The organism is Sorangium sp. So ce124 (assembly GCF_051525235.1).
GTDB classification, from domain to species: domain Bacteria; phylum Myxococcota_A; class Polyangia; order Polyangiales; family Polyangiaceae; genus Sorangium; species Sorangium atrum.
The window spans coordinates 3997501-4022148 of sequence record NZ_CP150312.1; the positions used below are offsets into that span (position 1 = coordinate 3997501).

Genomic DNA, 24648 nt, shown 5'->3' on the forward strand with positions numbered 1-24648 from the left:
CATAATGGGCCTGCGAGTTACGTTACGTGGCGAGGTTAAGCCGCGAGGTGAAGCCGAAGCGAAAGCGAGTCCTAACAGGGCGTCGAGTCGCGTGACGTAGACCCGAAACCTTAGCGATCTATCCATGTCCAGGTTGAAGAGCGGGTAACACCGCTTGGAGGACCGAACTCACCACAGTTGAAAATGTGGGGGATGAGGTGTGGATAGGAGTGAAAGGCTAATCAAGCTGGGATATAGCTGGTTCTCCCCGAAATATATTGAGGTATAGCCTCGGACGAATTGCGACGGAGGTAGAGCACTGAATGGGCTAGGGGTCCTACCAGATTACCAAACCCAATCAAACTCCGAATGCCGTCGACAAGTATCCGGGAGTCAGGCTGCGGGAGATAAGTTCCGTAGCCGAGAGGGAAAGAGCCCAGATCGTCGGCTAAGGTCCCCAAATCTGAGCTAAGTGTCAAAGGATGTGGGAGCGCACTGACAACCAGGAGGTTGGCTTAGAAGCAGCCATCCTTCAAAGAAAGCGTAATAGCTCACTGGTCAAGCGAACCCGCGCCGAAAATATAACGGGGCTCAAGCTCAGTACCGAAGCCACGGGCTTTCGAAAGAGAGCGGTAGGGGAGTATTCTCAAGGAGATACACGTCGGACGGTGACGACCGATAACGGCCTTGAGAAGAGCTTATGCAGGCATGAGTAGCGATAAACCGAGCGAGAAACTCGGTCGCCGTAAGCCCAAGGTTTCCTGGGGAAGGATAATCCTCCCATGGGTTAGTCGGATCCTAAGCCGAGGCCGAGAGGCGTAGGTGATGGGAAGCAGGTTAATATTCCTGCACCACCAAGGGTGGCGTTGAAGTAAGCGGGGACGGAGAAGGGTAGGCCGAGCACGGTAGATGGCTTCCGTGTTCAAGCCGGTAGGGTGAGCAGTCAGGACCCGATAGGGACAAACGACGGCTCGTTAACCCGAGAGGTGATGAGGTCCGGGTTTCGGCCCGGGATACTCGGTGATCCCAAACTTCCAAGAAAAGCCGCGTACAGAGCCTCTTTGGTGTCCGTACCGCAAACCGACTCAGGTGGGCGGGGTGAGTATCCCAAGGCGCGTGAGAGAACCCTGGTTAAGGAACTCGGCAAAATGACACCGTAACTTCGGGAGAAGGTGTGCCGCTTTGCGTGAAGGGCTGGCGCCTGGAGCGTGAGGTGGTTGCAGAGAAATGGGGGTTGTGACTGTTTACTAAAAACACAGGACTCTGCGAAGTCGTAAGACGACGTATAGGGTCTGATGCCTGCCCGGTGCTGGAAGGTTAAGGGGACGAGTCAGCGCAAGCGAAGCTCTGAACCGAAGCCCCAGTAAACGGCGGCCGTAACTATAACGGTCCTAAGGTAGCGAAATTCCTTGTCGGGTAAGTTCCGACCTGCACGAATGGCATAACAACATCCCCGCTGTCTCGACCAGGGACTCAGCGAAATTGTATCGGGGGTGAAGATACCCTCTACCCGCGGCAAGACGGAAAGACCCCATGAACCTTTACTGCAACTTGGCAGTGATTTTCGGGATATTCTGCGTAGGATAGGTGGGAGGCTATGAAGCCGGGCTTCTGGGTTCGGCAGAGCCAACGTTGAAATACCACCCTGGGTATTCTGGAAATCTAACCTGGGCCCATGAACTGGGTCGGGGACACTGCCTGGTGGGCAGTTTGACTGGGGCGGTCGCCTCCTAAAAAGTAACGGAGGCGTGCGAAGGTTCCCTCAGCCTGATTGGAAACCAGGCGTAGAGTGCAAACGCACAAGGGAGCTTAACTGTGAGACCGACAGGTCGAACAGGTGCGAAAGCAGGCGTTAGTGATCCGGTGGTTCTGTATGGAAGGGCCATCGCTCATCGGATAAAAGGTACTCTGGGGATAACAGGCTGATCGCGCCTGAGAGTTCATATCGGCGGCGCGGTTTGGCACCTCGATGTCGGCCCATCGCATCCTGGGGCTGGAGCAGGTCCCAAGGGTTCGGCTGTTCGCCGATTAAAGCGGTACGCGAGCTGGGTTTAAAACGTCGTGAGACAGTTTGGTCCCTATCTGCCGTGGGCGTAGGACACTTGAGAGGAGCTGCCCATAGTACGAGAGGACCTGGGTGGACGTACCTCTGGTGCTCCGGTTGTCCTGCCAAGGGCATAGCCGGGTAGCCATGTACGGAACGGATAACCGCTGAAAGCATCTAAGCGGGAAGCCGGCCTCAAGACTAGGTGTCCCGGGCCGCAAGGCCCCTAAAGACCCCTTGTAGACCACGAGGTTGATAGGCCGGGTGTGGAAGCCGAGCAATCGGCGGAGCTAACCGGTACTAATAGGTCGTGCGGCTTGACCATACTTCTAAGGCAAACATCGAAGCGTCGCGCCCGGAGTTCGGGTGACGAGCAGCGTGACACAGCTGACCTGGCGTAAACATGGAACAGAGCACCGCGAGAAGCGGGCTCCGCCGGGTTCCGATTGGACGCACCCACAAGTTTCCGGTGGTGATATCGAGAAGGTCACACCCGATCCCATACCGAACTCGGAAGTTAAGCTTCTTGGAGCCGATGGTACTGCCAGGGCAACCTGGTGGGAGAGTAGGACGCCGCCGGGATTTTCTTCGAACCTGCACACGGTGAAAACCGTGTGCAGGTTTTTTTTGTCCATGGCGCCCCGAGCACTGGGCCCGCGCTGCGGCGTCTTCGCGACGTCGAGCCCGCCTCGGGGGCTTCGCTGGCGCTGTTTCTCGGGGATGCGGCGTGGCGGCGACCCAACGATCTTCTGGCCCGACGTGCACCAAGGGCCCGTCGAGGGCTGTCGTCGTGTTGTACGGCTTGAATTTTCGCTGGTCCCAGCTCCGGGCATTCGCGCTGCGTGCGGCGCCGCCTGCCGCGTGAGAGGAAGGGCCAGCGCAGTCACAGGCGCGGGGTCCGGTAGGAGACCGCGGCGCGAGATCGAGATGACGCTGCGAGTTTCTTCCGACCGCCAGGCGTTGCTACCCTAGGGGAACCTTGGGATTCAAGCGCAGGAGAATCGCCGCGGTCGCCGGGGGGGCCCTCTGTGGTGGGCTCGTCGTCGGATTCGCGCCTTTTGTGCGCTATCAGGCCGAGCGGGCGGCTGATGGGTACGGGGCATCGCTGTCGATCGACCAGGTCCGGCCCACCTGGAGCGGCGTCTCCCTGAAGGGGGTGGACGTCCACCTGCGCGGGGCGCCGAGCATCTCCATCCGCCTGGATGAGGTCGCCGTCGCGCTGGGCGTCTCGGGACGACGCGTGACGATGCGCGGGGGGACGGTCTCCGCCGTTGGCCCGCGGGAGGCCATCCTCCACGAGCTGGAGACCTGGCGGGCGGGGCAGCCGCCAGGACGTTCCGGCACCGCGACGAGCGAGGGGGGCGGCAGCACCGAACTGGAGGGCTTGCGGCTCGTCTGGACCGATCGGGCCGATTCACCCGGGGAGAGGCTGTCGGCCGACAACGTGCGCCTGTCGCGCGAGGGAGGGCGGACATCCATCGCTGCGCGCGAAGCGATCCTGTCCCTGGGACGCGCCGCCTTCTCGGTCCGGCACGGCCGGCTGGTGCTTGCCCAGGAGCAGGGACGGTACCAGGTGAGCGAGCTCTCGGCCGACGCCATCGACGCGAACGTGGCGCTCCCGGAGGTCACCCCTGAACCTCAGGTCGTGCCTGAGCAGAGCGGGCGCACCCATCCGGCACAGCTGACGAGGACAGCCGAGCTCAGCGGCGGGGCAGAGGCGGCGCGAAATCGAGGGACTGCGGTTCGAGAAGCCCTCCTGCGGGCGGCGCAGGGCATCGATCTGGCGCTCGGCAAGGACGCCAAGGTCGACGTCGCGGGCGTCACCGCGCGTCTCCAGCGCGACGCCGATCATCTCAACCTGGGACCGGGCCACCTCGCCGTGAGGCGCGAGGCAGGCTCGCTCGTGGTGGAGCTCTCGCCTGGAGAGGCCGCGATCGCGACCTCCGGCGCCGACGCCCAGCAGGCGCTCACCTTTCGCCTTCGCGTGCCGATCAACGACGCGAAGGAGACCCCGCAGGAGATCGTCGCCGACGTGCAGGGCGGACCCATCTGGCTCTCCACCCTCGGCGTCCATGAAGGGGACATGGGCCTGTTCGATGTGGCGCGGACGTCGATCGTCAGCCGAGCGCGGGTCGTCCTCTCGGCCGACGGCCAGACGCTCGGCATCGACGGCGAAGGAAGGCTGAAAAACCTCTCCCTGCGGAGCGCGGCCCTCGCAGACGAGCCCATCGCTGGCCTCGACCTGGCATGGCGAGCGAAAGCGAACGCAAAGCTCGACGGGTCCAAGCTCGTCGCCGATGACGCCGAGGTCGACCTCGGTGCACTGAGGCTGATCGCGCACGGCGAATACGAGCACGCCGGAAACTCACACCGGGTCCGCGGCAACTTCGAGGTGCCTCTCACGGCTTGCCAGTCGATGCTGGATTCGGTGCCCAAAGGCATCGTGGCGAAGCTCCACGGCATGAGGCTCGCCGGCTCGTTCGGGATCGAAGGGAAGCTCCGGTTCGATACAGCGAACCTCGACCGGAACTTTTTGCTTGACTGGGGTATCTCCAACACCTGCCGCGTGACCGAGATGCCACCGGAGCTCAGCGTCGATCGCTTCAAGCGCGCGTTCCGGCGCCTGGTCTACGGGCCCGGCGGCAAGCGCGTGGAAATCGAGTCCGGGCCAGGGACCCCCGAGTGGGTCTCCTACGAAGACATCTCCCGCTTCATGGAGGTCGCCGTGCTGACCACGGAGGACGGCGGCTTCCACCGGCACCACGGATTCGACGAGGAAGCCATCAAGAACTCGATCCGCGAGAACCTCCGGAAGAGGCGGTTCGTGCGGGGGGCGAGCACCGTCAGCATGCAGCTCGCCAAGAACCTCTACCTCGAGCGGACCAAGAGCGTGGCGCGCAAGCTCCAGGAAACCTTGCTCACCATGTACCTCGAGCAGGAGCTCACCAAGGAGCAGATCATGGAGCTCTACCTGAACGCGGTGGAGTTCGGGCCGCTGGTCTACGGCATCGGCGCTGCCGCGCGGCACTACTTCAATGCGTCGGCGGCGCAGCTCTCGCTCGGACAGGCGCTGTACATCGCGTCGATCCTGCCAAACCCGAGCGTGCAGCACTTCGACGCGAACGGCGAGGTGACGCCTGCGTGGAGCGGGTACCTGCGCAAGCTCATGCAGATCGCGCACAGGCGCCAGCGGATCTCCGACGAGGAGCTGGAGAAGGGGCTCCAGGAGGTCGTGGTGCGAGGCTCTCCTGCGCCTCATCTGGCGCCCCGTCAGAGCGGTGAGGACGGCGGTGAAGCCGGCGAGGAGAGATCCGGAGAGGACGAGGGCGGCGCCTTGACGGCGCCTTGACGCCCCACGCGCGGGCGGGCTGTCAGCGCTTCGACGCGGCGGTCCGGAGCTTCGCGAAGAACGCGCGGAGCACGCCGGCGCACTCGTCTGCGAGCACGCCCGAGGTGACCGCGAAGCGATGGTTAAGCCGGTTGTCGCGCCCGATCGCGAACAGCGTGTCGACAGCTCCCGCCTTCGGGTCCGGGCAGCCGTAGACGAGCCGCGCAATCCTGGCATTGACGAGCGCGCCCGCGCACATGGGACACGGCTCCAGCGTCGCATAGACCGTCGCCCCTTCGAGCCGCCAATGACCAAGCCGCCTGGCCGCCGCCCGCAGCGCGTCCACCTCGGCGTGGCCGGTCGGATCCTGATCGACCTCGCGACGGTTTCGACCGCGCGCCAGCACCGTCCCCGCCGCATCGACGATGAGCGCCCCCACGGGGACGTCACCGGCACCTGCTGCAGCCTCGGCCTCAGCGAGCGCCTCGCGCATCCACAGCGCGTCGACGCTCGCTGGTTCCTCCGGCTGTGCCACAGGGGAGAGGAGCAATTCCGCTCCGTCATCCATGACGTCCATGAGGGGCTCAGGACCTTTTACACGACCGATCAGGCGCGCCCAGGAAGATTCGAACTTCCGACCCCCGGCTTCGTAGGCCGATGCTCTATCCAGCTGAGCTATGGGCGCTCTGGTGAAGACAAGTGCAAGACGTGGCTACGCCACCGCACTCCCGCGTCGCGCTCGGTTGCGCGAAGTGAGTGCCGGCGTTTATACGCCCCTGAGCGAGCTGTCAAAGGAAAAGTGATCGAGGCCTGAGGGCGTCTGCTCGGATGCGCGGCGTTTGCGGCCGAGGTCGCTGCAAACATCGCTGCTTCCTGTGCCCTCGCGCCTCGCCCTCCCGCGACTCCCTCCGAATGGCCGAGCCTTCTCGTCCGCAAAGGCTGATCCCATCCGCAAGGTTGAGCCGCCGCAGGGCGAAGCGGGCGAGCGGGGCAGGCCATGCCTCCGACGCGCACGAAGCCGGCCGCGGGCAACGAGCTCAGGACAAAAACAGGGCGCGCGGCGACTCCGTTACGGAATGGCCGCGCGCTTTCACACGCTCTCGAAGGGCAAGCGAAGCTCAGAAACTCACAACCAGACGAGCAGGCCAAGCTGACGAAACGGGAAGAAGCCGTAAGCCAAGCAGCAGCGACGCCATGGACGAGGCGGATGGCGCCAGCTGAACGACCAAGCACAAGCTAGTGAGGCCCGTTACGAGGGGAGGAGGACCGAGACACGCTGCAGCCCACAGCGCAGAACACGGTCAATTCCGCCTGGAGCAGCCTCTGTGCCATCTCGCGGCCTCCTCCTCGGGGCGTCCTCGCGCGCGCACACGTCCAACGGAATACTCACGTTTCGTCGCGGTTTCTTCGGTGGTCGCGGATCAGTGTCCGACGAGGTGCTCGGGCACCGCTGTCGCGTGCCATGCCGTGCTTCGCAATCTTTGCGGAGCGAGATCGCTGGCCAACGCGCGCTGTGACGCGCCGCGCTGTCGATGGCCCGCGAGCGCCTATCGGGGGCCGCCGAAGAGGTGGTCGTGCGGAGCGTCGGCATGGCAGCGCTTGCAGAGCGGCAGAGCGCCGCGGTGGGTGGAGGTGCCCTGGGGCGTGAGGACCAGGTACTCCCAGTTGCCGCCGTCGGGGTCGTAGCCAGCCGGTCGCTTCACCATGGCCAGGAGCGTGGCCGGCTCCGGCGAGCCCGCCCGGTAGTGGAACTCGACAACGGCCGCGCCAGAGGGGAGGACGCGATCCGGACCGAGCTGCGGGTAGGGCGCGGCCGCCGCGTTGATCCTCACCTCCGCCTCCATCTCGCCGGTGAAGTGCTGGGAACGAGCTCGATCCGTGACGGGCTGGAAGGTCGCGAGCTGGCCGGCGAGCTCCCAGGCCGAGGGCGCCGCCGCCGGAGGTGCAGCGGGCGCCTCGGCCGGCGCGCGCGCCTTGGGGGTGGAGCTGGAGCCGGGTCCGATCCACTCCGTGGTCCCCGCGACGTCCGCGCGGGACAGGGACGACGGGGGCGGCGCACAGCCGAGCGGCAGGGGGGCCCACCCGGCGCAGAACCGCGACTCCGTCGAGAGCGTCATCGAGGCGAGCGACGCCGCAGCGAGCGCGCACCACGCAGAGAGGCGGGTTCGGGACCGCACCGGTCGAGATGCTACACTGCCCGGATGTACCTGGCCTCTTCCAGGCGAGGCCGCGCATGGCGCGCCCTCCTGGCCGCCTCGCTGGTGTCGCTGTCGGGCGCTGCGCTGCTGGGAGGCGCCCCACGCGCAGCCGCCGAGGAGGCGTCCCGCCGCGCCTGGCTGGGCGTGGAGCTGGAGCCAGGGCCGGCCGGGGGGGTGGTCGCGAAGCACGTCATCAACAGCTCGCCGGCGGCGAAGGCGGGCATCTTGGACGGGGACCAGGTCCTCGCGGCGGACGGCGTGCAGATCGACGAGCCAAAGCAGCTCGTCGCGCGTGTCGCGCTCGCGGGGCCTGGAAACGTGGTGAACCTCCGGATCCGGCGCGGCGGTCGAGAGCGAGACGTCGCGCCGACGCTGGTGCCGTTCCCGGGGCACGATCAGATCCTCCGACTCGACAAGATCGGCACGTTCGCGCCAGCCTGGAAGCCGCTCACCGCCGTCGGAGGGGCCGTCCCGGCGAACATCGGGGCCCTGCGCGGAAACGTGGTGCTGCTCGATTTCTGGGCGACCTGGTGCGCGCCGTGCCGCTTGATGGCCCCGCAGCTCTCGGCGTGGCACGCGGCGTACGCCGCGCAGGGGCTGCGGGTCGTGGGCGTGACGACCGACGAGGTCGGCGTCGCGACGAAGACAGCGCAGGCCCTCTCGATGCGCTACGCGGTCGCGGCAGACGCGTCGGAGTCGACCTCCGCGGCCTACGGCGTCAAGGCGCTCCCCACCATGTTCGTGATCGACAAGAAGGGCGTCATCCGGGACGTGGTGGTCGGGTACGACCCGACCCGGCACGCCGAGGTCGAGAAGCTCCTCAAGGCGCTGCTCGCGGAGCCCGCGCCGGCGCCGTAGCCGCCGCGGGGCCGCGCGGGCTGGACCGGTACGCTCTCCATGCTCCTCGCCATCGACGAGTTCCTTTGGGCGCTGCGCCGCGATGGCTTCGCCGTCTCGACGGCGCAGGCCATCGACGTCACGCGCGCCTGCGCCCTGGTCGGGTTCGGCGACCGTGGGACGCTGCGCGACGCCATCGGCGCGGTGGTCGTCGAGCGCGCCGCCGATCTCCGCCGGTACCGCGCCTGCTTCGACCGCTTCTTCTCCCCCGAGGGCGCGCACGTCGGCGATCTGTGGGGGCGCCTGCGGGAGCGAGGGTTCTCGGATGGGGAGCTCTCCGCCCTGCGCGATCTGCTCAGCGCGGCGGCGGAGCGGAGCGGCGCCTCGGGCGACGCGATCGCGTTCCAGGCGCTCGCAGGGACCGCAGGGGAGCTCGACCGAGCGCTCCAGGCAGCCGGGATCGCGCGCGTGCTCGCGCCGATGACGAGCTCGCTCCAGGTCGGGTTCTTCGCGCAGCGGGTGATGGATCAGCTCGGGGTGCCGGCCGTCGCCAGCGCGCTGCGGCGGATCCGGAGCGCGCTCGAGGAGGCGCTCGGCGAGGAGCGGGGCAGGGCACTCGCGGAGGCGCTCGCCGCCGAGCTGGAGCGGATGCGGCACCGCGTGCGCGAGCACGTGACGCTGTCGCTCCGGCGCTTCGAGGGCGAAGAGCCAGCTGCCGAGGGCCGCATGGATGTGCCGTTCGCCTCGCTCGGCGAGGGCGAGATGGAGGAGGTGCGTCGCGCCGTGAAAGAGCTGTCCCAGCGACTCCGCGGCGCGGAGCGGCTCCGCAGGCGCCGCGCGCGGCGCGGGAGGATCGATCCCCACCGGACGCTGCGGCGCAGCCTCCAGACCGGCGGTGTGCCGTTCCAGCCGGCGCGGCGGGCGCGGCGGCGCGACAAGCCGCGCCTGATGATCCTGTGCGACGTGTCGGATTCGGTCCGCGTCGCTGCGCGGTTCATGCTCGAGTTCGTCTGCGCGGCGCAGGAGCTCTTCGACCGGACGCGATCGTTCGTCTTCGTGAGCGAGCTCGCCGAGACGACCGAGCTCTTCGAGGCGTTGCCGGCGGGCTCGGCGCTCGATCGGATCCAGCGCGGCGAGGTGGTGAGCCGGGCGCACAACTCGAATTACGGGCGCGCCCTGCTGGCCTTCGAGGAGCGACACGGGCGTGACGTGGACCGGCGGGTGACCCTCGTGATCCTGGGCGACGGGCGCACGAACTACTTCGCGGACGAGGCGGAGGTCGTGAGGAGGCTGCGCGACAGGGCGCGGGCGCTCCTGTGGCTCTGCCCCGAGGGGCCGGGCGCCTGGGGGACGGGAGACAGCGCGATGCCGCGCTACGCCGCCGCGTCGACGAAGGTGCTGGTCGCCCGGACCGCGCGGGAGCTCGAATCGGCGGCGCGGGAGGTGGTCGCCCGGCGCGCTTAGGGCTATGGGTCGCGCCATGTCGCTCGATCAGAAGCTGCGGGATCTCACGGCGCGCATCGAGAAGGGAGGCGCGCAGAAGTACCACGACAAGAACGCGGAACAGGGCAAGCTGTTCGCGCGGCAACGCGTCGCGCTGCTCGTCGATGAAGGAAGCTTCATTGAGGACGCGGCGCTCGCCAACGCGCTGGATCCCGAGCTGCCGGCCGACGGCGTCATCACGGGCACCGGGACGGTGGGCGGGCGCCCCGTGTGCGTGATGGCGAACGACTCGACGGTGAAGGCCGGCTCGTGGGGGCGCCGCACGGTCGAGAAGATCCTGCGCGTGCAGGAGACAGCGCGGCGCCTCCGGTGCCCGCTGCTCTACCTCGTCGACTCCGCGGGGGCGCGCATCACCGACCAGATCGAGATGTTCCCCGGGCGGCGCGGGGCGGGCCGGATCTTCTACAACCAGGTCGAGCTGAGCGGCCTCGTCCCGCAGATCTGCCTGCTGTTCGGCCCGTCGGCGGCGGGGGGCGCCTACATCCCGGCGTTCTGCGACGTCGTGTGCATGGTCGAGAGCAACGCGAGCATGTACCTGGGCTCTCCGCGGATGGCGGAGATGGTGATCGGCGAGAAGGTCACGCTCGAAGAGCTCGGCGGGGCGCGCATGCACTGCTCGGTCTCGGGGTGCGGCGACGTCCTCGTGAAGACCGAGGAGGAGGCGATCGCCTTCGCGAAGCGCTACCTCGCGCTGATGCCGCAGAGCTCCGCCGAGGCCGCGCCACGCGTCGAGCCGAGGCCGGAGAAGCCAGGGCAGCGGCCGCTCGAGGACGTGATCCCCGCCGACGAGAACAAGCCGTTCGACATCATGGCCGTGATCGACGCGATCATCGACGAGGGCAGCTTCGTCGAGATCAAGAAGCTCTACGCGCGAGAGATCGTCACGGGGCTCGCGCGCGTCGAGGGACGCGCGGTCGGCATCGTCGCGAACCAGCCGAAATACAAGGGCGGCGTGCTGTTCGTGGACTCGGCCGACAAGGCGGCGCGGTTCATCTGGCTGTGCGACGCGTTCAACATCCCGCTCCTGTACCTCGCCGACGTGCCCGGCTTCATGATCGGGACCGTCGTCGAGAGGCAGGGGATCATCCGGGCCGGGGCGAAGATGATCGCCGCCGTGAGCGAGGCGAGCGTGCCGAAGCTGTCCGTCGTCGTGCGCAAGGCGTACGGCGCCGGGCTCTACGCGATGTGCGGGCCGGCGTTCGCGCCCGACGAGTGCGTCGCCCTCCCCTCGGCCTCGATCGCGGTGATGGGGCCGAGCGCCGCGGTGAACGCCGTCTACTTCAACAAGATCCAGGCGATCCCGGCGGGGCCCGAGCGCGAGGCGCTCGTCCAGAAGCTGCGCGACGAGTACCGGGCCGACGTCGACCTGGAGAAGCTCGCGAGCGAGCTCGTGATCGACGCGATCATCCCGACGGCGAACCTCCGCCGCGAGGTGGCGCGCCGCTTCGAGCGGTACGCCGGCAAGGTCGAGGAGAGGCCGCGCAAGAAGCACCTCGTGCCGCCGGTGTGAGCGGGCCGCGGCGCGCTCCGGAGAACGCGCGGCGAGGGCGGCGCCCTTTGAGACCTCGGCCGCGCGCGGACGTGGTGTAGACTCGCGGCGTGCTCGCCCGCAGGTCTCCGCTCTCCATCGCGCTGCTCGGCCTCGCCCTGGCGGCCGGTGAAGCGCGCGCCGACGTCCCGGCCCCGGCGGTGGCGCGCCTGCTCAGCTCGCGCCTGGGTCGGCACCCGTTCGCCGATCCGCGCGGGCGCATCCCGGTGATGGTGCCGCTGCCCGCCGGCGCCGACGCGCGGGCGCTCGGGCTGCTCCCGGTCGCGCCGGGCCTCGGGACCATCCGGCTCGCGCCCGGCGACGTCGGCGCCTTCTCCGCCGCGCACCCGGAGCTCAGGCTGTTCACAGGACCGCCGCGGCAGCCCCTGCTGGATCGGTCCAAGGGGTGGATCCGCGTCGAGCCGTACAGGAAGGTCACCGGGGCGGATGGCAAGGGGGTGGTCGTCGGCGTCGTCGATACCGGCCTCGACGTGACCCACCCGGATTTTCGAGACAAGGACGGCAAGACACGGATCCGATGGATGCTGCAGGCCGGAAGCCCGAAGGGGCTGCACGCGGCGCTCGAGCACACGTACGGGTGCGATGATCCGGACCAGTCGGCGTGCGCGATCTTCTCCGACGCCGACATCGACGCGATGCTCGCGAAGAGCATGCCCGGCATCCTCCGCGATATCGCGGGGCACGGCACGCACGTGGCCTCCATCGCTGCAGGCAACGGCGGGCCGATGGTCTCGGAGCGGCCGCGGTATGTCGGCGTGGCGCCCGCCGCGACGCTGATCATCGCCGCGCCTGCGCGGCCGGGCGAGGGCTTCGACGATCCGGACATCCTCAAGGCGGTGCAGTTCATCTTCGACCGCGCCGAGGAGCTGAACATGCCGGCGGTCGTCAACCTGAGCGTCGGGAGCGATTTCGGGCCCCACGACGGGACGAGCCCGCTCGAGGCGGGGCTCGCCGCGATGGTCGGCAGCGCTCATCCGGGGCGGGCGATCGTCGTCGCCGCCGGCAACAGCGGCGCGCTGTACGAGATCGACGGCGAAGGATCGCTCGGGATCCACACCGAGGCCCACGTGTCGGCGCACGCCGAGACGCGCGTGCCCATCCGCACGCCGAGCGCGGAGCGCGGTGAAGGATACGTCTGGATCACCTTCCGGCCCGGGGACGAGGTGTCGGTCGGCCTCGAGGGGCCAGGCGGCGAGGCGTGGATCGGCCTGGTCGAGCCCGGAGACGACGCCGGTTACACCGGCGACGACGGCGAGACGACCGGCGCCGTCATCAACCGGCTCGCGAACGGGAAGTCGCCCATCACCGCAGCGACGAACAGCGCCGTCGTGGCCTTCAGCGGGGCGTGGAAGGCGGGCGAGTTCGCGATCCGCCTGCGAGGCCAAGGGGACGCGCAGCTCTGGGTGACGGGGCTCGGCGACGTCTCGCCGTCGCACGATCTCGGGCTCCTGTTCCCGCGCGCCATCAAGCAAGGGACGATCAACGTGCCCGCGAGCCACCCTGGGCTGCTCGCCGTGGGATGCACCATCAACCGCGTCCGCTGGCAGCCGCAGGGGAGCTCCACGAGCGTGCGCCTCACGAGCCTCGACGGCGTGGACATCGAAGAGGACAGCGCCTGCTACTTCAGCGCGGCTGGTCCCACGCCGTTCGGCGTCGCCAAGCCGGAGATCAGCGCGCCCGGCGGCCTGGTCGCGGCCGCCATGGCCAGCGGCGTCGACCCGCGCACCCATCCCGGAGGGCTGTTCGATACGCCCGGGTGCCCCGGCGACGAGCCTTGCTTCGTCGTCGACGATTACCACGCGATCGCGTCAGGGTCGTCCATGGCGGCGCCGCAGGTCGCAGGGGCGATCGCGCTCCTCTTCCAGGTCAACCCGAACCTGACCCAGGCGGAGGTCACGGAGGCGCTCCAGGCGGGCGCGCGGTACCCGAGGGGCGCCGTGCCGCTCGACGCGCAGCTCGGCCCCGGCGTGCTCGATCTCGAAGGCGCGCGGCTCGCGCTCGAGGCCGCCGAGACCGGCGGCAACGAACCGGCGCTCGCCAAGAGCTGGTACGTCCTGTCGAGCACCTACGCGAGGCCCGACCCGTCGTGGCCGGTCTGGGGGACGATCGAGCTGCGACGCCCTGACGGAGCCCCGGTGAGGGGCGTCGATGGGAAGCTCACGGTCGCCGTCCGCGGCGGGGCGATGCACACGCCGCTCCGGGAGGTGCGCCGCGGGCTGTGGCAGTTCGCGGTCGCCGCGCCGCGCGGCTCCGGCGGGACGACGCTGGCCATCGACGTCCTTTACGGCGGTGCCTCGCTCGGCGCGCGCGAGCTCCCGGTAGGGAGCGACGTCTGGATGGCGAACGGAGAGCTCGAGGCGACCAGCGGCGCGTGCACCTGGGCCGCGGCTGGCCCGGACCGCACGCCGCCGTCGAGCCGCGCCGCCTGGTGCCTCGCGAGCGTCCTCGTGACGGGGGTGTCGGCAGCGCGGCGGCGGCGCCGCGGCTGAGCACCCCCCCGCGGCCCGTGCGCCCTCGCGTCGCGCGGCTGCCGTCCGGCGCCGTACGTGTCACGGTGGCCGAGCGGCGGGGCGGGGTAGAGCACGACGGCGATGGAGCACGGACGCATGGAGAAACGGGTGAGCCTGGATCGACCTCCCGCGGTAGAGGCGGACGCGGGACACGCGCGCGCCCCCCGGCCGATGCGGTTCGCGGCGCGCACCGGCTGGGATCTCTCGGGCAACAGCCTCGCGTCCGTGCTCGCAGAGGCGCGCGGGGCGGGGCGCGCGCTCGTCGATTTCACCGAGTCGAACCCGACGCGCTGCGGGATCATCGAGACGGCTCACCTCATCGCGCCGCTCGGCGAGCCGCGCGGCGCGCGGTATTCGCCGCTGCCGCTCGGCGATCCGGCGGCGCGCGCCGCGGTGTCGCGCTACTACCGAGAGCGCGGGCTCGACGTGGATCCGTCGAGCGTCGTGCTGACGGCCAGCACCAGCGAAGCGTACGGCTGGCTGCTCAAGCTGCTCGCCGAGCGCGGCGACGACGTGCTCGTCCCCGTGCCGTCGTACCCGCTTCTCGAGTACCTGGCCTGCCTCGAGGACGTCTCGCTCACGCCCTACCCGCTCCTCAGGGAGGAAGGATGGCGAATCGACCTCGGCGCGCTCGAGCGCGCGGCCGGCGAGCGGACGCGGGCGGTGGTGCTCGTCCATCCGAACAACCCGACCGGCTCCTTCGTGCGCCGCGACGACGCTGCCGCGCTCGAGGCGTGGGCCGGGGAGCGCGGGCTCGCGCTGATCGTCGACGAGGTCTTCGGGGACTACGCCCACGGAGACCTCTCCCCGGACCGCCTGCCGAGCTTCGTCGGCTCGCGGCAGGCGCTGACCTTCGTGCTGAGCGGGCTCTCCAAGGTGATGGCGCTGCCGCAGCTCAAGCTCGGCTGGATCGCGGTCTCGGGGCCGCCGGAGCTCGCCGCCGCGGCGCTGGAGCGGCTGGAGGTCATCGCTGACACCTACCTCTCGGTCGGCACCCCGGTGCAGCTCGCGCTGCCGGAGATCCTCGCCTCGCGGGCGCCCATCCAGCGCGCGATCCTGTCGCGCGTGCAGGCTAACCTGGCCGCGCTCGACGCGGCGATCGAATCGCACGCCGGGGGCGCGGTCCGGCGGCTCCCGATCGACGGCGGCTGGTACGCGACGCTGGAGGTCCCGCGCGTGCACGACGAGGACGGCTGGGTCGAGCTCCTCGTGCGCGACGAGGGGATCATCGTCCACCCCGGCTACTTCTTCGACATGCCGCGCGACGGCTTCCTCGTGGTCGGCCTGCTGCTCGATCCGGACGTGTTCGCGGAAGCCGCGCTGCGGCTCGCGGGCCGGATCGCGCGCGCGATCAGCGGTGGATGAGGACCACCGTGGAGCGGCCGGCGTCGCGGGAGGCCCGCAGGCCGTGCCACCCCTCCGGCACCGGCGGGTCGGTCCAGGCGAACATCTGCTTCGCGTCGATGGGGGAGAGGTTGACGCAGCCGCCGCTCTTCGGCTCGCCCCAGGCGTCGTGCCAGTACGCGCCGTGCAGCGCGTGCGGTCCGCTGAAATTCTGCACGAACTGCACCTCGGAGTGGACGATCTTGTCGTTCGTGCTCGACACCATCGTCGCCGTCACGAACTTCCCGTCGATGCGGAAGCGCCCGGTCGGCGTCGCCGCGGTCTCGATGGCGGGGATGCCCTGCCTCGGGACGCCGCCGCGCCCCGGTGAGATGAGCGTCGCGAAGACCGGGGTGAGCTCTTCGTAGGCGACGAACCAGCCGCCGAGCACGCTCACCTCGATCCACTTGCGCGGCGGCGATGACGGATCGGCCTCGCCCTCGAGCGGCGAGCTCTTCGCCGCCTCGATCACGACGGTGTCGTCCGCGCGCACGTAGACCCCTGGCTCCTGCGTCTCGAGGAACCGCTCGCCGTCCTCGAGCTCGGCGCGACCGGTGAGCCCGACCGAGGCGAGCCGCGCGAACGACGCGCCGGTCGGCTCGAAGCGGCCGCCGGCGCCCCGCTGGTACTTCGGTCGATCGGTCTTGCGGAAGAACGCGAGCGGGAGCGAACGCCCGTCCTTCAGCCAGACGCCCTGGAAGCTCGAGCGCGGATAGGGCTTCAGGCGATCCTTCGGCATGTACGCCTGATCCGAGGTCACCACCCAGGTCCGGTCCTGCGCGTCGAACGCGCGGGTGAACGCCACCGTCGAGCCGTTCACGATCCGGTCGCGCCCCTCGCGCACGAGGCCGCCGAAAGGAAACAGCGCCGGGGCGGCGACCCCCGTGGGCTTCAGGTCGACCCCCACGAGGGCCTCGTCGATCTCTCGGATGGCCTCCTCGCCAGCGCCCTCGGCGGCGCGCACCTTCGCGATGTTCGCGAGGTGCTCCTCGAGGTCCCACTCGGCGCGCCGCTGCTCCTTCGCGCTCGGGAGCTGCGGGTAGCGCGGCGCGCCGGTCGACTCCGCGTAGTCATAGGGCCACGGGGAGTCGACCCTGGGCGCGTGCGGCTGCAGCGCGACCACGACCGGGTCGTTCGGATCGACCGCGGCGCTGGCGCCAGCGCAGACGTAACCCCGCGGCTCGATGGCGTACCACGCGTCGCACCCCTCGCCCGGCGTCCGCGCGGCCTCGACGCTGCCGCCGCGCAGCGCGACGGAGCCGCCGAGCCCGAGGTAGCCGCTCCAGCCCCGCGTCGGGTAAGGGCCAGGGCTGATCCACGCAAACCGCGCCTTGGAGTAGATGCGCGCGCCCTCCGCCGCCGCGCTGGCCGGTGGTGTCGCTCCCGCCGCGCTGGCCGGCGGCGTCGTTCCCGCTGCGCTCGACGAGGGCGGCGCTTCGGCCTCCGCCTGGGCCGGGGCCGGCGCCTTCGTGACGTGCGCCGCCTCGACGACCGCGGCGCCCGGCGCGGCCGCTCCCGCGGACACGCGCGGCGCGTCCGCCTCGGGGGGCGTCCGCGGGGCGTCCGCCTCGAGCGAGGCAGGCGCCGCCTCGGCGGGGCTCTCTTCGGAGCAAGCCGCGGCGCCCCCCGACGCGATCGCGCACGTCAGGGCCGCGAGGAGCAAGGAAGGCGGTGAGCTAGCCATGCAAGCGGGAGAGACTAGTTGCCGGAAGCGGCTGCGGACAAGCGAACGACACCTGCGCCGCCCGCGGCCGCCAGCGCAGGCGAGCCGCGCTCGCCGCTAAAGCCTGCCAAGCACGGCCACCACGAGCAGGATGACCCCGACGAGCGCCGCCGTGATCATCGCGAACTTCATGAGGCGCGGCTTCAGCCACTTCCACAGGACGAGGCGAGCCACCTTCCACAAGAGCACCAGGATCTGCCGGAGGACCTTGCCCACGACGAGAGCGTAGCGCAGTCCCGCGGCGCGCGCTGCCAGCAAGGGCGGTAGATTTCGCGCCCAATGAACGAACCCTGCGATCGCCTCCGCGTCGGACAGGGCCGGTCGCAGCGCGAAGCGGGCCGCCACCGGGTACCTCCGCCAACGGCCAGCCCGGCGTGCGGGCGGTCGCTGCGTTAGGTCCGCGGCGTCACGTCAGTCACGTCAATTGATGTCGACGCTCACCTTCGATGCATAGCTGCCAGGGGAGGGGAAGGTGATCTCGCGCAGCGCGCCGGCGACACACTCGGCCGCCTCCTCGCCCCGTTCGTCGTTGCTGGACACGCCCACGCTGAGCGGCTTGCCGTCGGTGTCGATGTAAAGCGTGGCCTTGAGCTGGCTGGCGCCTGCCTGGCTCCGGCACGTCGCGAGCGCCGGCTTCGCCTTCTTGTACGGCGTCCCGAGCTGGTCGGGCGTCCAGGGCACCGGCAGGCGCTCGTCGCTGCTCGGCTCGAAGGTGAAGCTGTTCTCCGCCAGACCCTCTCCGCCGACCGGCTTCGGCCACCTCGTCGCCTTCAGGACGCTCAGCATGCACGCCTCGGTCTCGCGATCGCCCAGGTTCGAGTCCTTCACGAACGCCCAGCGCGCCGTGCCCTCCTCGGTCACCCGGACCTTGAAGCGGATCTCGCCCCCGAGATAGGGGATCCGCTGGACGCCCTTCTGATAGCAGCGCGAGAGCCGAGGCGACACGCGCTCGAACGCCGCTTGCACCTTCTCCTCGTTCATGCCGCCGATCTCGGAGCGCGAGCTCATCTTCGGGCTCGACGTCTCGACAGGTTCGGCGTCGACCATCACGGGCGCCACCGACGTGGGCGCGGCGCCGCCGCAGCCCAGCTGGGCCGCGAACGTCGAGAGAGCAACGACGGTGATCGTACACCTGAGCAAGCGCGTGAGTTTCATGATCGGACGAGGACTCTATACGAGCCGCGTCTTGGGCGAAAAGAGCGCGATGAGGGGAACGCGCGCTGCAGTGCGTGTGAGAGATTCTACGCCAGCGCGAACGCCGACGCGCCGCTCCGAACGCGCGCCCGCTCGGACAGGAGGCGCCCGCAACGCACACGGTAGAGGCGTAGCGGTGAAGGTCCGTCCACGAGCGCCTGAGCGCAGAAGATGCGAGGCGGCGCGCCTGAGCGCACCGGCGCGTCGTGCTCTCGGTGCGTATGGCCGTGGATCACGTGAAGGTGATCGTGCTCGTGGAGCAATGCCATGAGCTCAGCGCTGTTGATGAGGCCATCCAGCCACTGCATCGCTCCGATCGGATGGCGGAGCGGCGGGTGGTGCTGCGCGAGCACGAGCGCGTCGCCCGAGCGGCGCGTCTCGGCGGCGAGCGAGGCGATCCACGAGAGCTCGCGGGCCGCGATCGCGCCCGCCGAGCGGGTCACCGGTTGCATCATGGCGGTCGAGACCGCGGCCACGACGGCCCCGGGCAGAGCGACGGCCGTCGCTTGCCCGCTCGTCGCCGCGAAGGGGCGGAGGCAGCCCGCCAGCGCGCGTTCCCACGCGCCTTCGGTATACGCGTCGTGGTTGCCAGGCACCAACGTGACGCGGGCCGGGTCCCAACCGCTCTCGGCCAGCACGGCCGCGAGCACCTCGAACTGGGCAGGAGTCCCGTCTTCCGTCAGGTCGCCGGTGAGCACCAGGTGGTCCGCCCCGGTCCGCCACGCCTCGACGAGCGCGGCCAGCGTGCGGCGCCGGCGTTGCGCTGCGTCGATGGGGCGGCCGAAGCTCAGGTAACGAAGCCGCCACCGCTCGGCGCCGCGGCGCCGGTCGTGATCCGCCTCGAGGAGATGGAAGTCCGTGAGGTGCGCGATCGTCGTCATTGACGCGATCGTGAGCCCTGACCGACGTCGTTCTCGCGACATCGACGCAAGCTCTCGGCGACGCAAACCGTCGCTGCGCGAGGCGCCTCGCGATCTCAACACGACATCCGCGCGCGCGTCGCCGCGACGGGCGCGACGTCTGTCCGGGCCGGGCGGCGCCGCTCCCGCGCCGCTCGACGAGCGATCGTCATTCACGGGGCGGGCGTGGCGCTGCTCGGGACGGGGAGCGTGCCTCCGGCGAGCTGATCGCTCTCCTGGTTGCCCTCGAAGCTGTTGTCCTCCGACACCGACGGCGCCTGCGCGCCCTGCACGACGAGGCCAAACCGGTTGCCGGTCGACTCTGAGCTCGCGAGCGCGCCGCGGCTGTCGCTGAAGAGCAAACCGGCGCGCGCGCAGCGATGCACCTCCACGTAGCTCACCTGCGCCGTCGAGCCCAGGACCACGAGTCCATCGCCCAGGTCCTGCACCGATTCCGTCTGCCCACCGGCGCTCAGGGCCGAGAACGTGCCGCCCTCGACCCCGAGGATGACCGTGTCCTCCACCGTGCTAGGCGAGGCCAGCAGCAGGCCCGCCACGCGGCTCTCCAGCACGGCCGACCTCTGGACGAGGACCTGCGCCGCCCCGGCGCTCAGCAGGCCGACGCCGCCCGTGCCGGCGCGCTCCTCCGGCAGCGAGCGCTCGATGAGGCTGTCCGCGATCTCGAGGGTCGCGCCCTGGGACGCGGACACGCCCGCGACGTGGGGCTCCAGGACATACGTGGACGCAAGCGCGGCGCGGCCACCCTGCACGAGCACGCCGGCGGCGCGATCCCGGTGCAGCGGGCTCGCGCGCGTGCCCTCGATGACGACGCCGCTCGCCGAGAGCGTCCCGCCCGAGACGAACAGCCCAGCGTCGCCGGCCTGGCGCACGAGGCTCGACGACAGCGAGAGCGCTCCGCCGCGCTGCTCGACGGCGACTCCGAGGCGATCGCTCTCCGAGGCGGCCACGCCATCGAAGAGATTGCCCGATGCCTCGACCGCCGTATCGGCGTCCGCGACGACGAGCAGCGCATCGCACGCCCCTGACAGTACGCTGGAGGCGAGCGAGGCGCGCGCGCCATGCTCCACGGCCAGGCCGCCGGCTTCGGGCGCCGCGTCTGCCGGGGCGGCGATGAGGTTGCGCGCCGCCGCGAGCTCCGCGCCGGCGCCCGTCACCAGCGCGCCCAGGTGATGGTGGACGAGCGCGTTCGCGTCGAGCCGGAGCGTGCCCTCCTCGAGGTGCACGCCGACGCCGTCGCTCGTCACCGACCGCAGCGCCGCTGCCTCCAGCAGGTTGCCCTCCGCGACCACCTCCGCTGCCTCCGAGTTGATTCGCAGGTTGACCGTGCCCCCGACCAGCGCGTTCTCGGTGAGCCGCGCCTCGGCCCCGGAGACGACGAGCACGCTCGTCCAGACCTCGCCCGCTCCATCGTCCGCCCACGACGACTGGATGAGGCTGCGCGACAGATCGAGGCGCGCGCCAGGGAGCGCGACCACGAGTCCATTGCCGCTCTCGCCCGTCACCCGGATGTCGCGCACCGAGACCGCCGCTGCCTGGATCAGCATCCCGATCGAGGAGCTGAGCACGCTCACGCCGCTCACGCCGGCCCGCTCGACGTCGTGGATCCAGATCGCGCTGACGTTGCCGCTGGGATCGCTCTGCTCGCCCCGGAGCACCACCCGCGAGGCGCACCGCCCGACGATCTCGATGGGCTTCGTGATCTCGATCGGCTCGTCGTACTCGCCCTCGGCCAGGACGACGCGCCCGTCCGCCCGAACGCTCGCCAGCGCCTCCGCCAGCGTCGTGAACGGCCTCTCCCGCGACCCGTCGCCGTCTCCTCCCTCGTAGCCAGGATCGACATGGAGATCGCCGGGGGCCTCGACGATCTCGCCCCACGGCATCGAGCCGCAGCCGTCCGGGCCGTCGATCGAAACACAGCCCTTCTGCGGGACCGCGAATGTTCCCTCCGGGCATTTGGCCATGGTGGGATGACAAGCGCCGCCCTCCACGAACTCCGCCGCACAGCCGGGGATCCCGACTTCAATGCAGCCCTCGTCGTGCTTCGGGATCGTCCCGGGCGAGCACTTCGCGAGCGTGGGACGACAGAAGCCGTCCTCGTCGACGAACGCGTCGACGCAGCCGGGAATGCCCACCTGCGCACATCCGCTGGCGCCGCTGATCTGCCCCGGCTCACACCCCGAGCCGCCGGCGCCTTCCCCCGGGAGGCTGGTATACGGCGGCAGGTTGGTGCTCTCGCAGCCGAAGAGCGAGACGGCGCACAGGCTGGAAGCGAGAGAGAAAAGACACCAGAGCGCCGAGTGTCCAAGCTTCGCGCGCAACACCCCACCAACCTAGCAGATGCTCCGATGTGCGCGCCGGCAATGCGCGCCTCTCTCGCCGTCTTCAGCCGCTCGAGACCGGACATTCACGGGCATGACCCGGACAGCCGCACGTCGGCGCGCGCCCAGGCGAGCTTGAAGCGCGCGTGTGCGGCGTTGGCGTCCTCTTCCTTGCCCTGTGCGCGCAGGCTGCGCTCGAGCCCGCACAGCGACCAGCCATTCTGCGGGTTCTGGCGCAGGTCCTCCCGGTAAGTCGCCTCTGCGTCGCGCGCGCGACCCGCCTTGAGGAGCACCGCCCCGAGCGTGTGGCGGACCGGCTCGGGCCAGTCCGGCGGCTCGAAATAGCGCAGCTCGTCCTCGATGCGCGCGGCTTCCTCGAGCAGGCGGGCAGCGGCGCCGGTGTCGCCCCGCTCCGACGCGATCTGGCCCTCGACCACGAGCGAGGCGATCTCGAGCAGGTCCTTCGCGCGGTTCTTGCCGATCGTCGCGTCTTCCGAGATCTCGGACGCTATCGCCCGGAGCGCCGCCGCCTCGCGCGCGGCATCGTCACGGCGCCCTGTCGCGGCGAGCGCGCGGCCGCGCGCATAGCGCCATATCCCCGTCGTGTACCGCAGCTCGGGCGGCGGCGCCGGCTCCGCGAGCACGTCGTCCCACCGTCCGAACCGGACGAGCGCGAACAGCAGCGCAGGGCGGAACATCTCGAGCATCGGCATGTGCCGGACGTTGTGGTCGGGGACCGCGTCGGCCAGCTCTCGCGCGGCGCGCACGGCGACGGCGCTGCGCCCCTCCATGCTCGCCGAGACCGAGAGGAAATGGAGGTTGTGAGGGAAGTACATCATCGAATAGATGCCCTCCGGCCGCCGCTCGCGGATGTATCGGCGATCGGCCAGCACGGCCTGCTCGTTCGCGTTGGAGGCGTCGGCGTAGCGACCGACGCGCACGAAGATGTGCGACGGCATGTGCACGAGGTGCCCAGCGCCAGGGGCCAGACCGCCGAGGCGCTCGGCGCTCGGCAGCGCCCGCTCCGGCGCGCGCGACGCCTCGACCGCGTGGATGTAATAGTGATTCGCGCCGACGTGCTCGGGATCGCGCCGGAGGATGCCCTCCAGCGTGGAGACGATCTCGTCGGTCTCGGGCTGCGGCCGGCCGTCCGGCGTCCAGAGATCCCACGGGCGCAGATCCATGAGCGCCTCGGCGAAGAGCACACCCGCGTCGAGGTCGTCGGGGAAGCGGCGCGCGAGCTCGCGCATCGCGCTCGCGTAGGCGCGGTCGAGGGCCGCCCGGTCGCGGCCCGGCGTTGAAGCGTAGCGCTCCGCCAGCGCGTCGATGTACGCGCGCTCGCGCTCGCTCGCGGACGCGGCGAGCGCGCGCGCCTCCGCGATGGCATCGAGGGCGGCCCGCTCCCGCGCCGCGTCGGCCGGCTGGTTGATGTTGGGGCCGAGCGTGAGCGCGATGCCCCAGCGCGCCATGGCGAGGCCGGGATCGATCCGGGCGGCCTCCTGAAATGCGCGCCTCGCCTCGTCGTGGTTGAACGCGTAGACGAGCCGCAACCCCTGATCGAAATAGCGCTGCGCGAGCGGCGATGACGTCGTCACGGGGTGATGGAGAGCGCCGATGTCCTCGAACAGAGGGACGCGCTCGGCGTCGGGCGCCTCTGCGGGCGCAGGGCCGGTCGGCGGCCCCGCTCCAGGCGAGGAGGGGCGTGGCTCCGCGCCGTGCGCCGCGAAGGCGGCGCAGGCGCAGAGGAGGGGCAGGCTGAAGAGCGCGCGTCGAGCTGTCATGGGCACCTCCTGGAGCCCGGATCGCCACGGGCTCCGATGGTCCAACATCCCCTCGCGGGGTCGCTTTGCCTCGGGCACCGCCCTCCGGCGCGAGCGCGGAGGTCGAGCCGAGCGACGGCCATGCACGCGCGGTTCCCGCGGCACGGGAAGGCAGCGCACAGAAGAGCGGGGGTTCCGGGCCATCGACGCGCTCGCTCCGTCAGTGCGGAGCTCGATGGACGGATGGCGAGACTTGCGGCAACCTCGGGACATGACGACGTGCAGGGATGAAGCTCTCCGATGGGTTCACCGCTACGCGATCGGCGGGGCGGCGTTCGCCGCGCTTCCGCTCCCGATCTCGACCTCCGCCGGGCTCGTCGCGATCGAGACGCACATGATGGCGATGGTCGGCGAGATCTACGGCGAGAACGTGGGATCCGTGGTGACGACCGCGGCCGGCGGGAGCTTCGCGATCCTCGGGCAGGGCTTGAAATTCCTCGCCACCCGGGCGGTCGGCTTCGTCCCCCTGATCGGGCCGGCCATCAAGATGGGCATCGCAGGGCTCACCATCGTGGCGATCGGCCGGGGCGTGGTGGGGCACTTCGAGCGGAAGTACCCGGGCAAGATCTTCGAGAAGCCGTGAGCCGACGTGGCGTGCGCGGCGCGCGGACGAGGCGCGCCGCGCGCGATGCGCCGCCTTCCGTGCACATGAGGCGCGGCGCGCGCAATGCGCCGACGCGCGGCGCCGCCGGACGCGCGCCAGTCGCATCCCGCACACGAGGCGCGGCGCGGCGCGCGCGATGCGCCGACGCGCGGCGCTGCTCGATGCGCCGCGCGCCGCTATCGAGGTCCGTCAGTTCTCGCAGCCGCTGCAGGCGAGGGGGCAGGTGCCGTTCGCGGTCGCCTGACAGTGAACGTCGGGCGCGTCGGCGCTGTCGCCGTAGTCGCAGCAGATCTCGCCGGCGCGGCAGCATCTCACGCCGCAGCAGAGGCCTTCTTCGCACCCGAAGCCGGGGGCGCACGCATTCGCGCACTGGCCCTGGATGCAGACCTGAGTCTCGGTGCAGGTCGTGCCGCACGACCCGCAATTGCGCGGATCACCGGCCAGGTTGACGCACTCCGATCCACAGCACGAGAGCCCGGGCTCGCACGTGCACACCGTGCCGCCCTCGCCGCCCATGCCGCCCTCGCCCCCTGTGCTCGTCGTCGCGACGGTGGTGGTCGCTCCGCCTTCCCCGCCCGCGCCCCCGCTGGAGGAGCTCGACGCGGTGACGACATAGGTCGGCAGATTGTTCACGGTGCCCGGGTCAGCTTCACATCCAGCGACGGCGAACAATGCGGACCACAGCAGCAATGCGATCACCCGATGACAGGGCATGAGCACCTCCAAGCCGAAAATCAC

At 70.1% G+C, this 24648-nt stretch carries 16 protein-coding genes, 1 tRNA gene and 2 rRNA genes (1 of these 19 only partly in view); 9 read left to right on the forward strand and 10 right to left on the reverse strand.

All coding sequences use genetic code 11. From position 1 onward, the window contains the following. The 3 genes from WMF19_RS15200 to WMF19_RS15210 all read left to right on the forward strand — a co-directional run. Positions 1–2348: ribosomal RNA gene (locus WMF19_RS15200) — 23S ribosomal RNA — on the forward strand (it extends 659 nt beyond the left edge of the window). 140 nt (positions 2349–2488) lie between these two features. Then, a 5S ribosomal RNA gene (rrf, locus tag WMF19_RS15205) occupies positions 2489–2605 on the forward strand. Positions 2606–3083: 478 nt separating this feature from the next. Next, a complete protein-coding gene (locus WMF19_RS15210; RefSeq protein WP_437899755.1) occupies positions 3084–5372 on the forward strand; it encodes a transglycosylase domain-containing protein in 2289 nt (762 codons plus the stop codon). 22 nt (positions 5373–5394) lie between these two features. Here the strand turns inward: WMF19_RS15210 and WMF19_RS15215 are convergent, their stop codons facing one another. The 3 genes from WMF19_RS15215 to WMF19_RS15225 all read right to left on the reverse strand — a co-directional run bounded on the left by WMF19_RS15215 (position 5395) and on the right by WMF19_RS15225 (position 7528). After that, positions 5395–5844, reverse strand: a complete 450-nt coding sequence (locus WMF19_RS15215; RefSeq protein WP_437899756.1) for a nucleoside deaminase — start codon at positions 5842–5844, stop codon at positions 5395–5397. A 118-nt stretch (positions 5845–5962) separates the two neighbouring features. Continuing rightward, positions 5963–6036 (reverse strand) — tRNA-Arg (locus WMF19_RS15220). A gap of 862 nt (positions 6037–6898) precedes the next feature. Then, the gene (locus tag WMF19_RS15225; protein WP_437899757.1) at positions 6899–7528 is read right to left on the reverse strand and encodes a hypothetical protein; all 630 of its coding nucleotides are present in this window, start codon (positions 7526–7528) and stop codon (positions 6899–6901) included. A gap of 24 nt (positions 7529–7552) precedes the next feature. Here WMF19_RS15225 and WMF19_RS15230 point away from each other — a divergent pair, with 24 nt between their 5' ends. The 5 genes from WMF19_RS15230 (at position 7553) to WMF19_RS15250 (ending at position 15313) form a co-directional block, all read left to right on the forward strand. Beyond that, a complete protein-coding gene (locus tag WMF19_RS15230; RefSeq protein ID WP_437899758.1) occupies positions 7553–8407 on the forward strand; it encodes a redoxin domain-containing protein in 855 nt (284 codons plus the stop codon). 39 nt (positions 8408–8446) lie between these two features. Further along, positions 8447–9850: a VWA domain-containing protein gene (locus tag WMF19_RS15235; RefSeq protein WP_437899759.1), complete on the forward strand. Its 1404-nt coding sequence runs from the start codon at positions 8447–8449 to the stop codon at positions 9848–9850. A gap of 16 nt (positions 9851–9866) precedes the next feature. Further along, positions 9867–11399 carry an acyl-CoA carboxylase subunit beta gene (locus WMF19_RS15240; protein ID WP_272103516.1) on the forward strand — a complete coding sequence of 511 codons (1533 nt, stop codon included), beginning with the start codon at positions 9867–9869 and terminating at the stop codon, positions 11397–11399. Between the two features lie 89 nt (positions 11400–11488). After that, on the forward strand, positions 11489–13927 hold the full coding sequence (locus tag WMF19_RS15245) for a S8 family serine peptidase (RefSeq protein ID WP_437899760.1): 2439 nt from the start codon (positions 11489–11491) through the stop codon (positions 13925–13927). Between the two features lie 117 nt (positions 13928–14044). Then, complete coding sequence (locus WMF19_RS15250; RefSeq protein ID WP_437899762.1) at positions 14045–15313, forward strand: pyridoxal phosphate-dependent aminotransferase; 1269 nt, start codon at positions 14045–14047, stop codon at positions 15311–15313. Here WMF19_RS15250 and WMF19_RS15255 read toward each other — a convergent pair. The 6 genes from WMF19_RS15255 to WMF19_RS15280 all read right to left on the reverse strand — a co-directional run bounded on the left by WMF19_RS15255 (position 15300) and on the right by WMF19_RS15280 (position 23267). Next, a complete protein-coding gene (locus WMF19_RS15255; RefSeq protein WP_437899763.1) occupies positions 15300–17015 on the reverse strand; it encodes a L,D-transpeptidase family protein in 1716 nt (571 codons plus the stop codon). The two genes, WMF19_RS15250 and WMF19_RS15255, sit on opposite strands and share 14 nt — an antisense overlap. Positions 17016–17111: 96 nt before the next feature. Beyond that, positions 17112–17270, reverse strand: a complete 159-nt coding sequence (locus WMF19_RS15260) for a hypothetical protein (RefSeq protein WP_272103522.1) — start codon at positions 17268–17270, stop codon at positions 17112–17114. 204 nt (positions 17271–17474) lie between these two features. Then, positions 17475–18209 carry an AgmX/PglI C-terminal domain-containing protein gene (locus WMF19_RS15265; RefSeq protein ID WP_437899764.1) on the reverse strand — a complete coding sequence of 245 codons (735 nt, stop codon included), beginning with the start codon at positions 18207–18209 and terminating at the stop codon, positions 17475–17477. 86 nt (positions 18210–18295) lie between these two features. Further along, the gene (locus tag WMF19_RS15270) at positions 18296–19129 is read right to left on the reverse strand and encodes a metallophosphoesterase family protein (protein WP_437899765.1); all 834 of its coding nucleotides are present in this window, start codon (positions 19127–19129) and stop codon (positions 18296–18298) included. Positions 19130–19320: 191 nt separating this feature from the next. After that, positions 19321–21489 carry a DUF1565 domain-containing protein gene (locus WMF19_RS15275; RefSeq protein ID WP_437899766.1) on the reverse strand — a complete coding sequence of 723 codons (2169 nt, stop codon included), beginning with the start codon at positions 21487–21489 and terminating at the stop codon, positions 19321–19323. 83 nt (positions 21490–21572) lie between these two features. Next, positions 21573–23267, reverse strand: a complete 1695-nt coding sequence (locus tag WMF19_RS15280) for a tetratricopeptide repeat protein (RefSeq protein WP_437899767.1) — start codon at positions 23265–23267, stop codon at positions 21573–21575. 250 nt (positions 23268–23517) lie between these two features. Between WMF19_RS15280 and WMF19_RS15285 the strand changes: the two genes are divergently transcribed. Next, positions 23518–23889 carry a hypothetical protein gene (locus tag WMF19_RS15285; protein WP_437329295.1) on the forward strand — a complete coding sequence of 124 codons (372 nt, stop codon included), beginning with the start codon at positions 23518–23520 and terminating at the stop codon, positions 23887–23889. A 210-nt stretch (positions 23890–24099) separates the two neighbouring features. On the opposite strand, the gene WMF19_RS15290 is transcribed toward WMF19_RS15285, so the two are convergent. After that, positions 24100–24624 carry a hypothetical protein gene (locus WMF19_RS15290; protein WP_437899768.1) on the reverse strand — a complete coding sequence of 175 codons (525 nt, stop codon included), beginning with the start codon at positions 24622–24624 and terminating at the stop codon, positions 24100–24102. Positions 24625–24648: the final 24 nt, after the last annotated feature.

What these genes read in the sequence shown, in the direction of transcription:
- WMF19_RS15280 (WP_437899767.1), bottom strand. Translation starts at nt 23,267, where the DNA reads ATGACAGCTCGACGCGCGCTCTTCAGCCTGCCCCTCCTCTGCGCCTGC.
- WMF19_RS15265 (WP_437899764.1), bottom strand. Translation starts at nt 18,209, where the DNA reads ATGAAACTCACGCGCTTGCTCAGGTGTACGATCACCGTCGTTGCTCTC.
- WMF19_RS15290 (WP_437899768.1), bottom strand. Translation starts at nt 24,624, where the DNA reads ATGCCCTGTCATCGGGTGATCGCATTGCTGCTGTGGTCCGCATTGTTC.
- WMF19_RS15255 (WP_437899763.1), bottom strand. Translation starts at nt 17,015, where the DNA reads ATGGCTAGCTCACCGCCTTCCTTGCTCCTCGCGGCCCTGACGTGCGCG.
- WMF19_RS15285 (WP_437329295.1), top strand. Translation starts at nt 23,518, where the DNA reads ATGACGACGTGCAGGGATGAAGCTCTCCGATGGGTTCACCGCTACGCG.
- WMF19_RS15250 (WP_437899762.1), top strand. Translation starts at nt 14,045, where the DNA reads ATGGAGAAACGGGTGAGCCTGGATCGACCTCCCGCGGTAGAGGCGGAC.
- WMF19_RS15215 (WP_437899756.1), bottom strand. Translation starts at nt 5,844, where the DNA reads ATGCGCGAGGCGCTCGCTGAGGCCGAGGCTGCAGCAGGTGCCGGTGAC.
- WMF19_RS15270 (WP_437899765.1), bottom strand. Translation starts at nt 19,129, where the DNA reads ATGACGACGATCGCGCACCTCACGGACTTCCATCTCCTCGAGGCGGAT.
- WMF19_RS15240 (WP_272103516.1), top strand. Translation starts at nt 9,867, where the DNA reads ATGTCGCTCGATCAGAAGCTGCGGGATCTCACGGCGCGCATCGAGAAG.
- WMF19_RS15235 (WP_437899759.1), top strand. Translation starts at nt 8,447, where the DNA reads ATGCTCCTCGCCATCGACGAGTTCCTTTGGGCGCTGCGCCGCGATGGC.
- WMF19_RS15230 (WP_437899758.1), top strand. Translation starts at nt 7,553, where the DNA reads ATGTACCTGGCCTCTTCCAGGCGAGGCCGCGCATGGCGCGCCCTCCTG.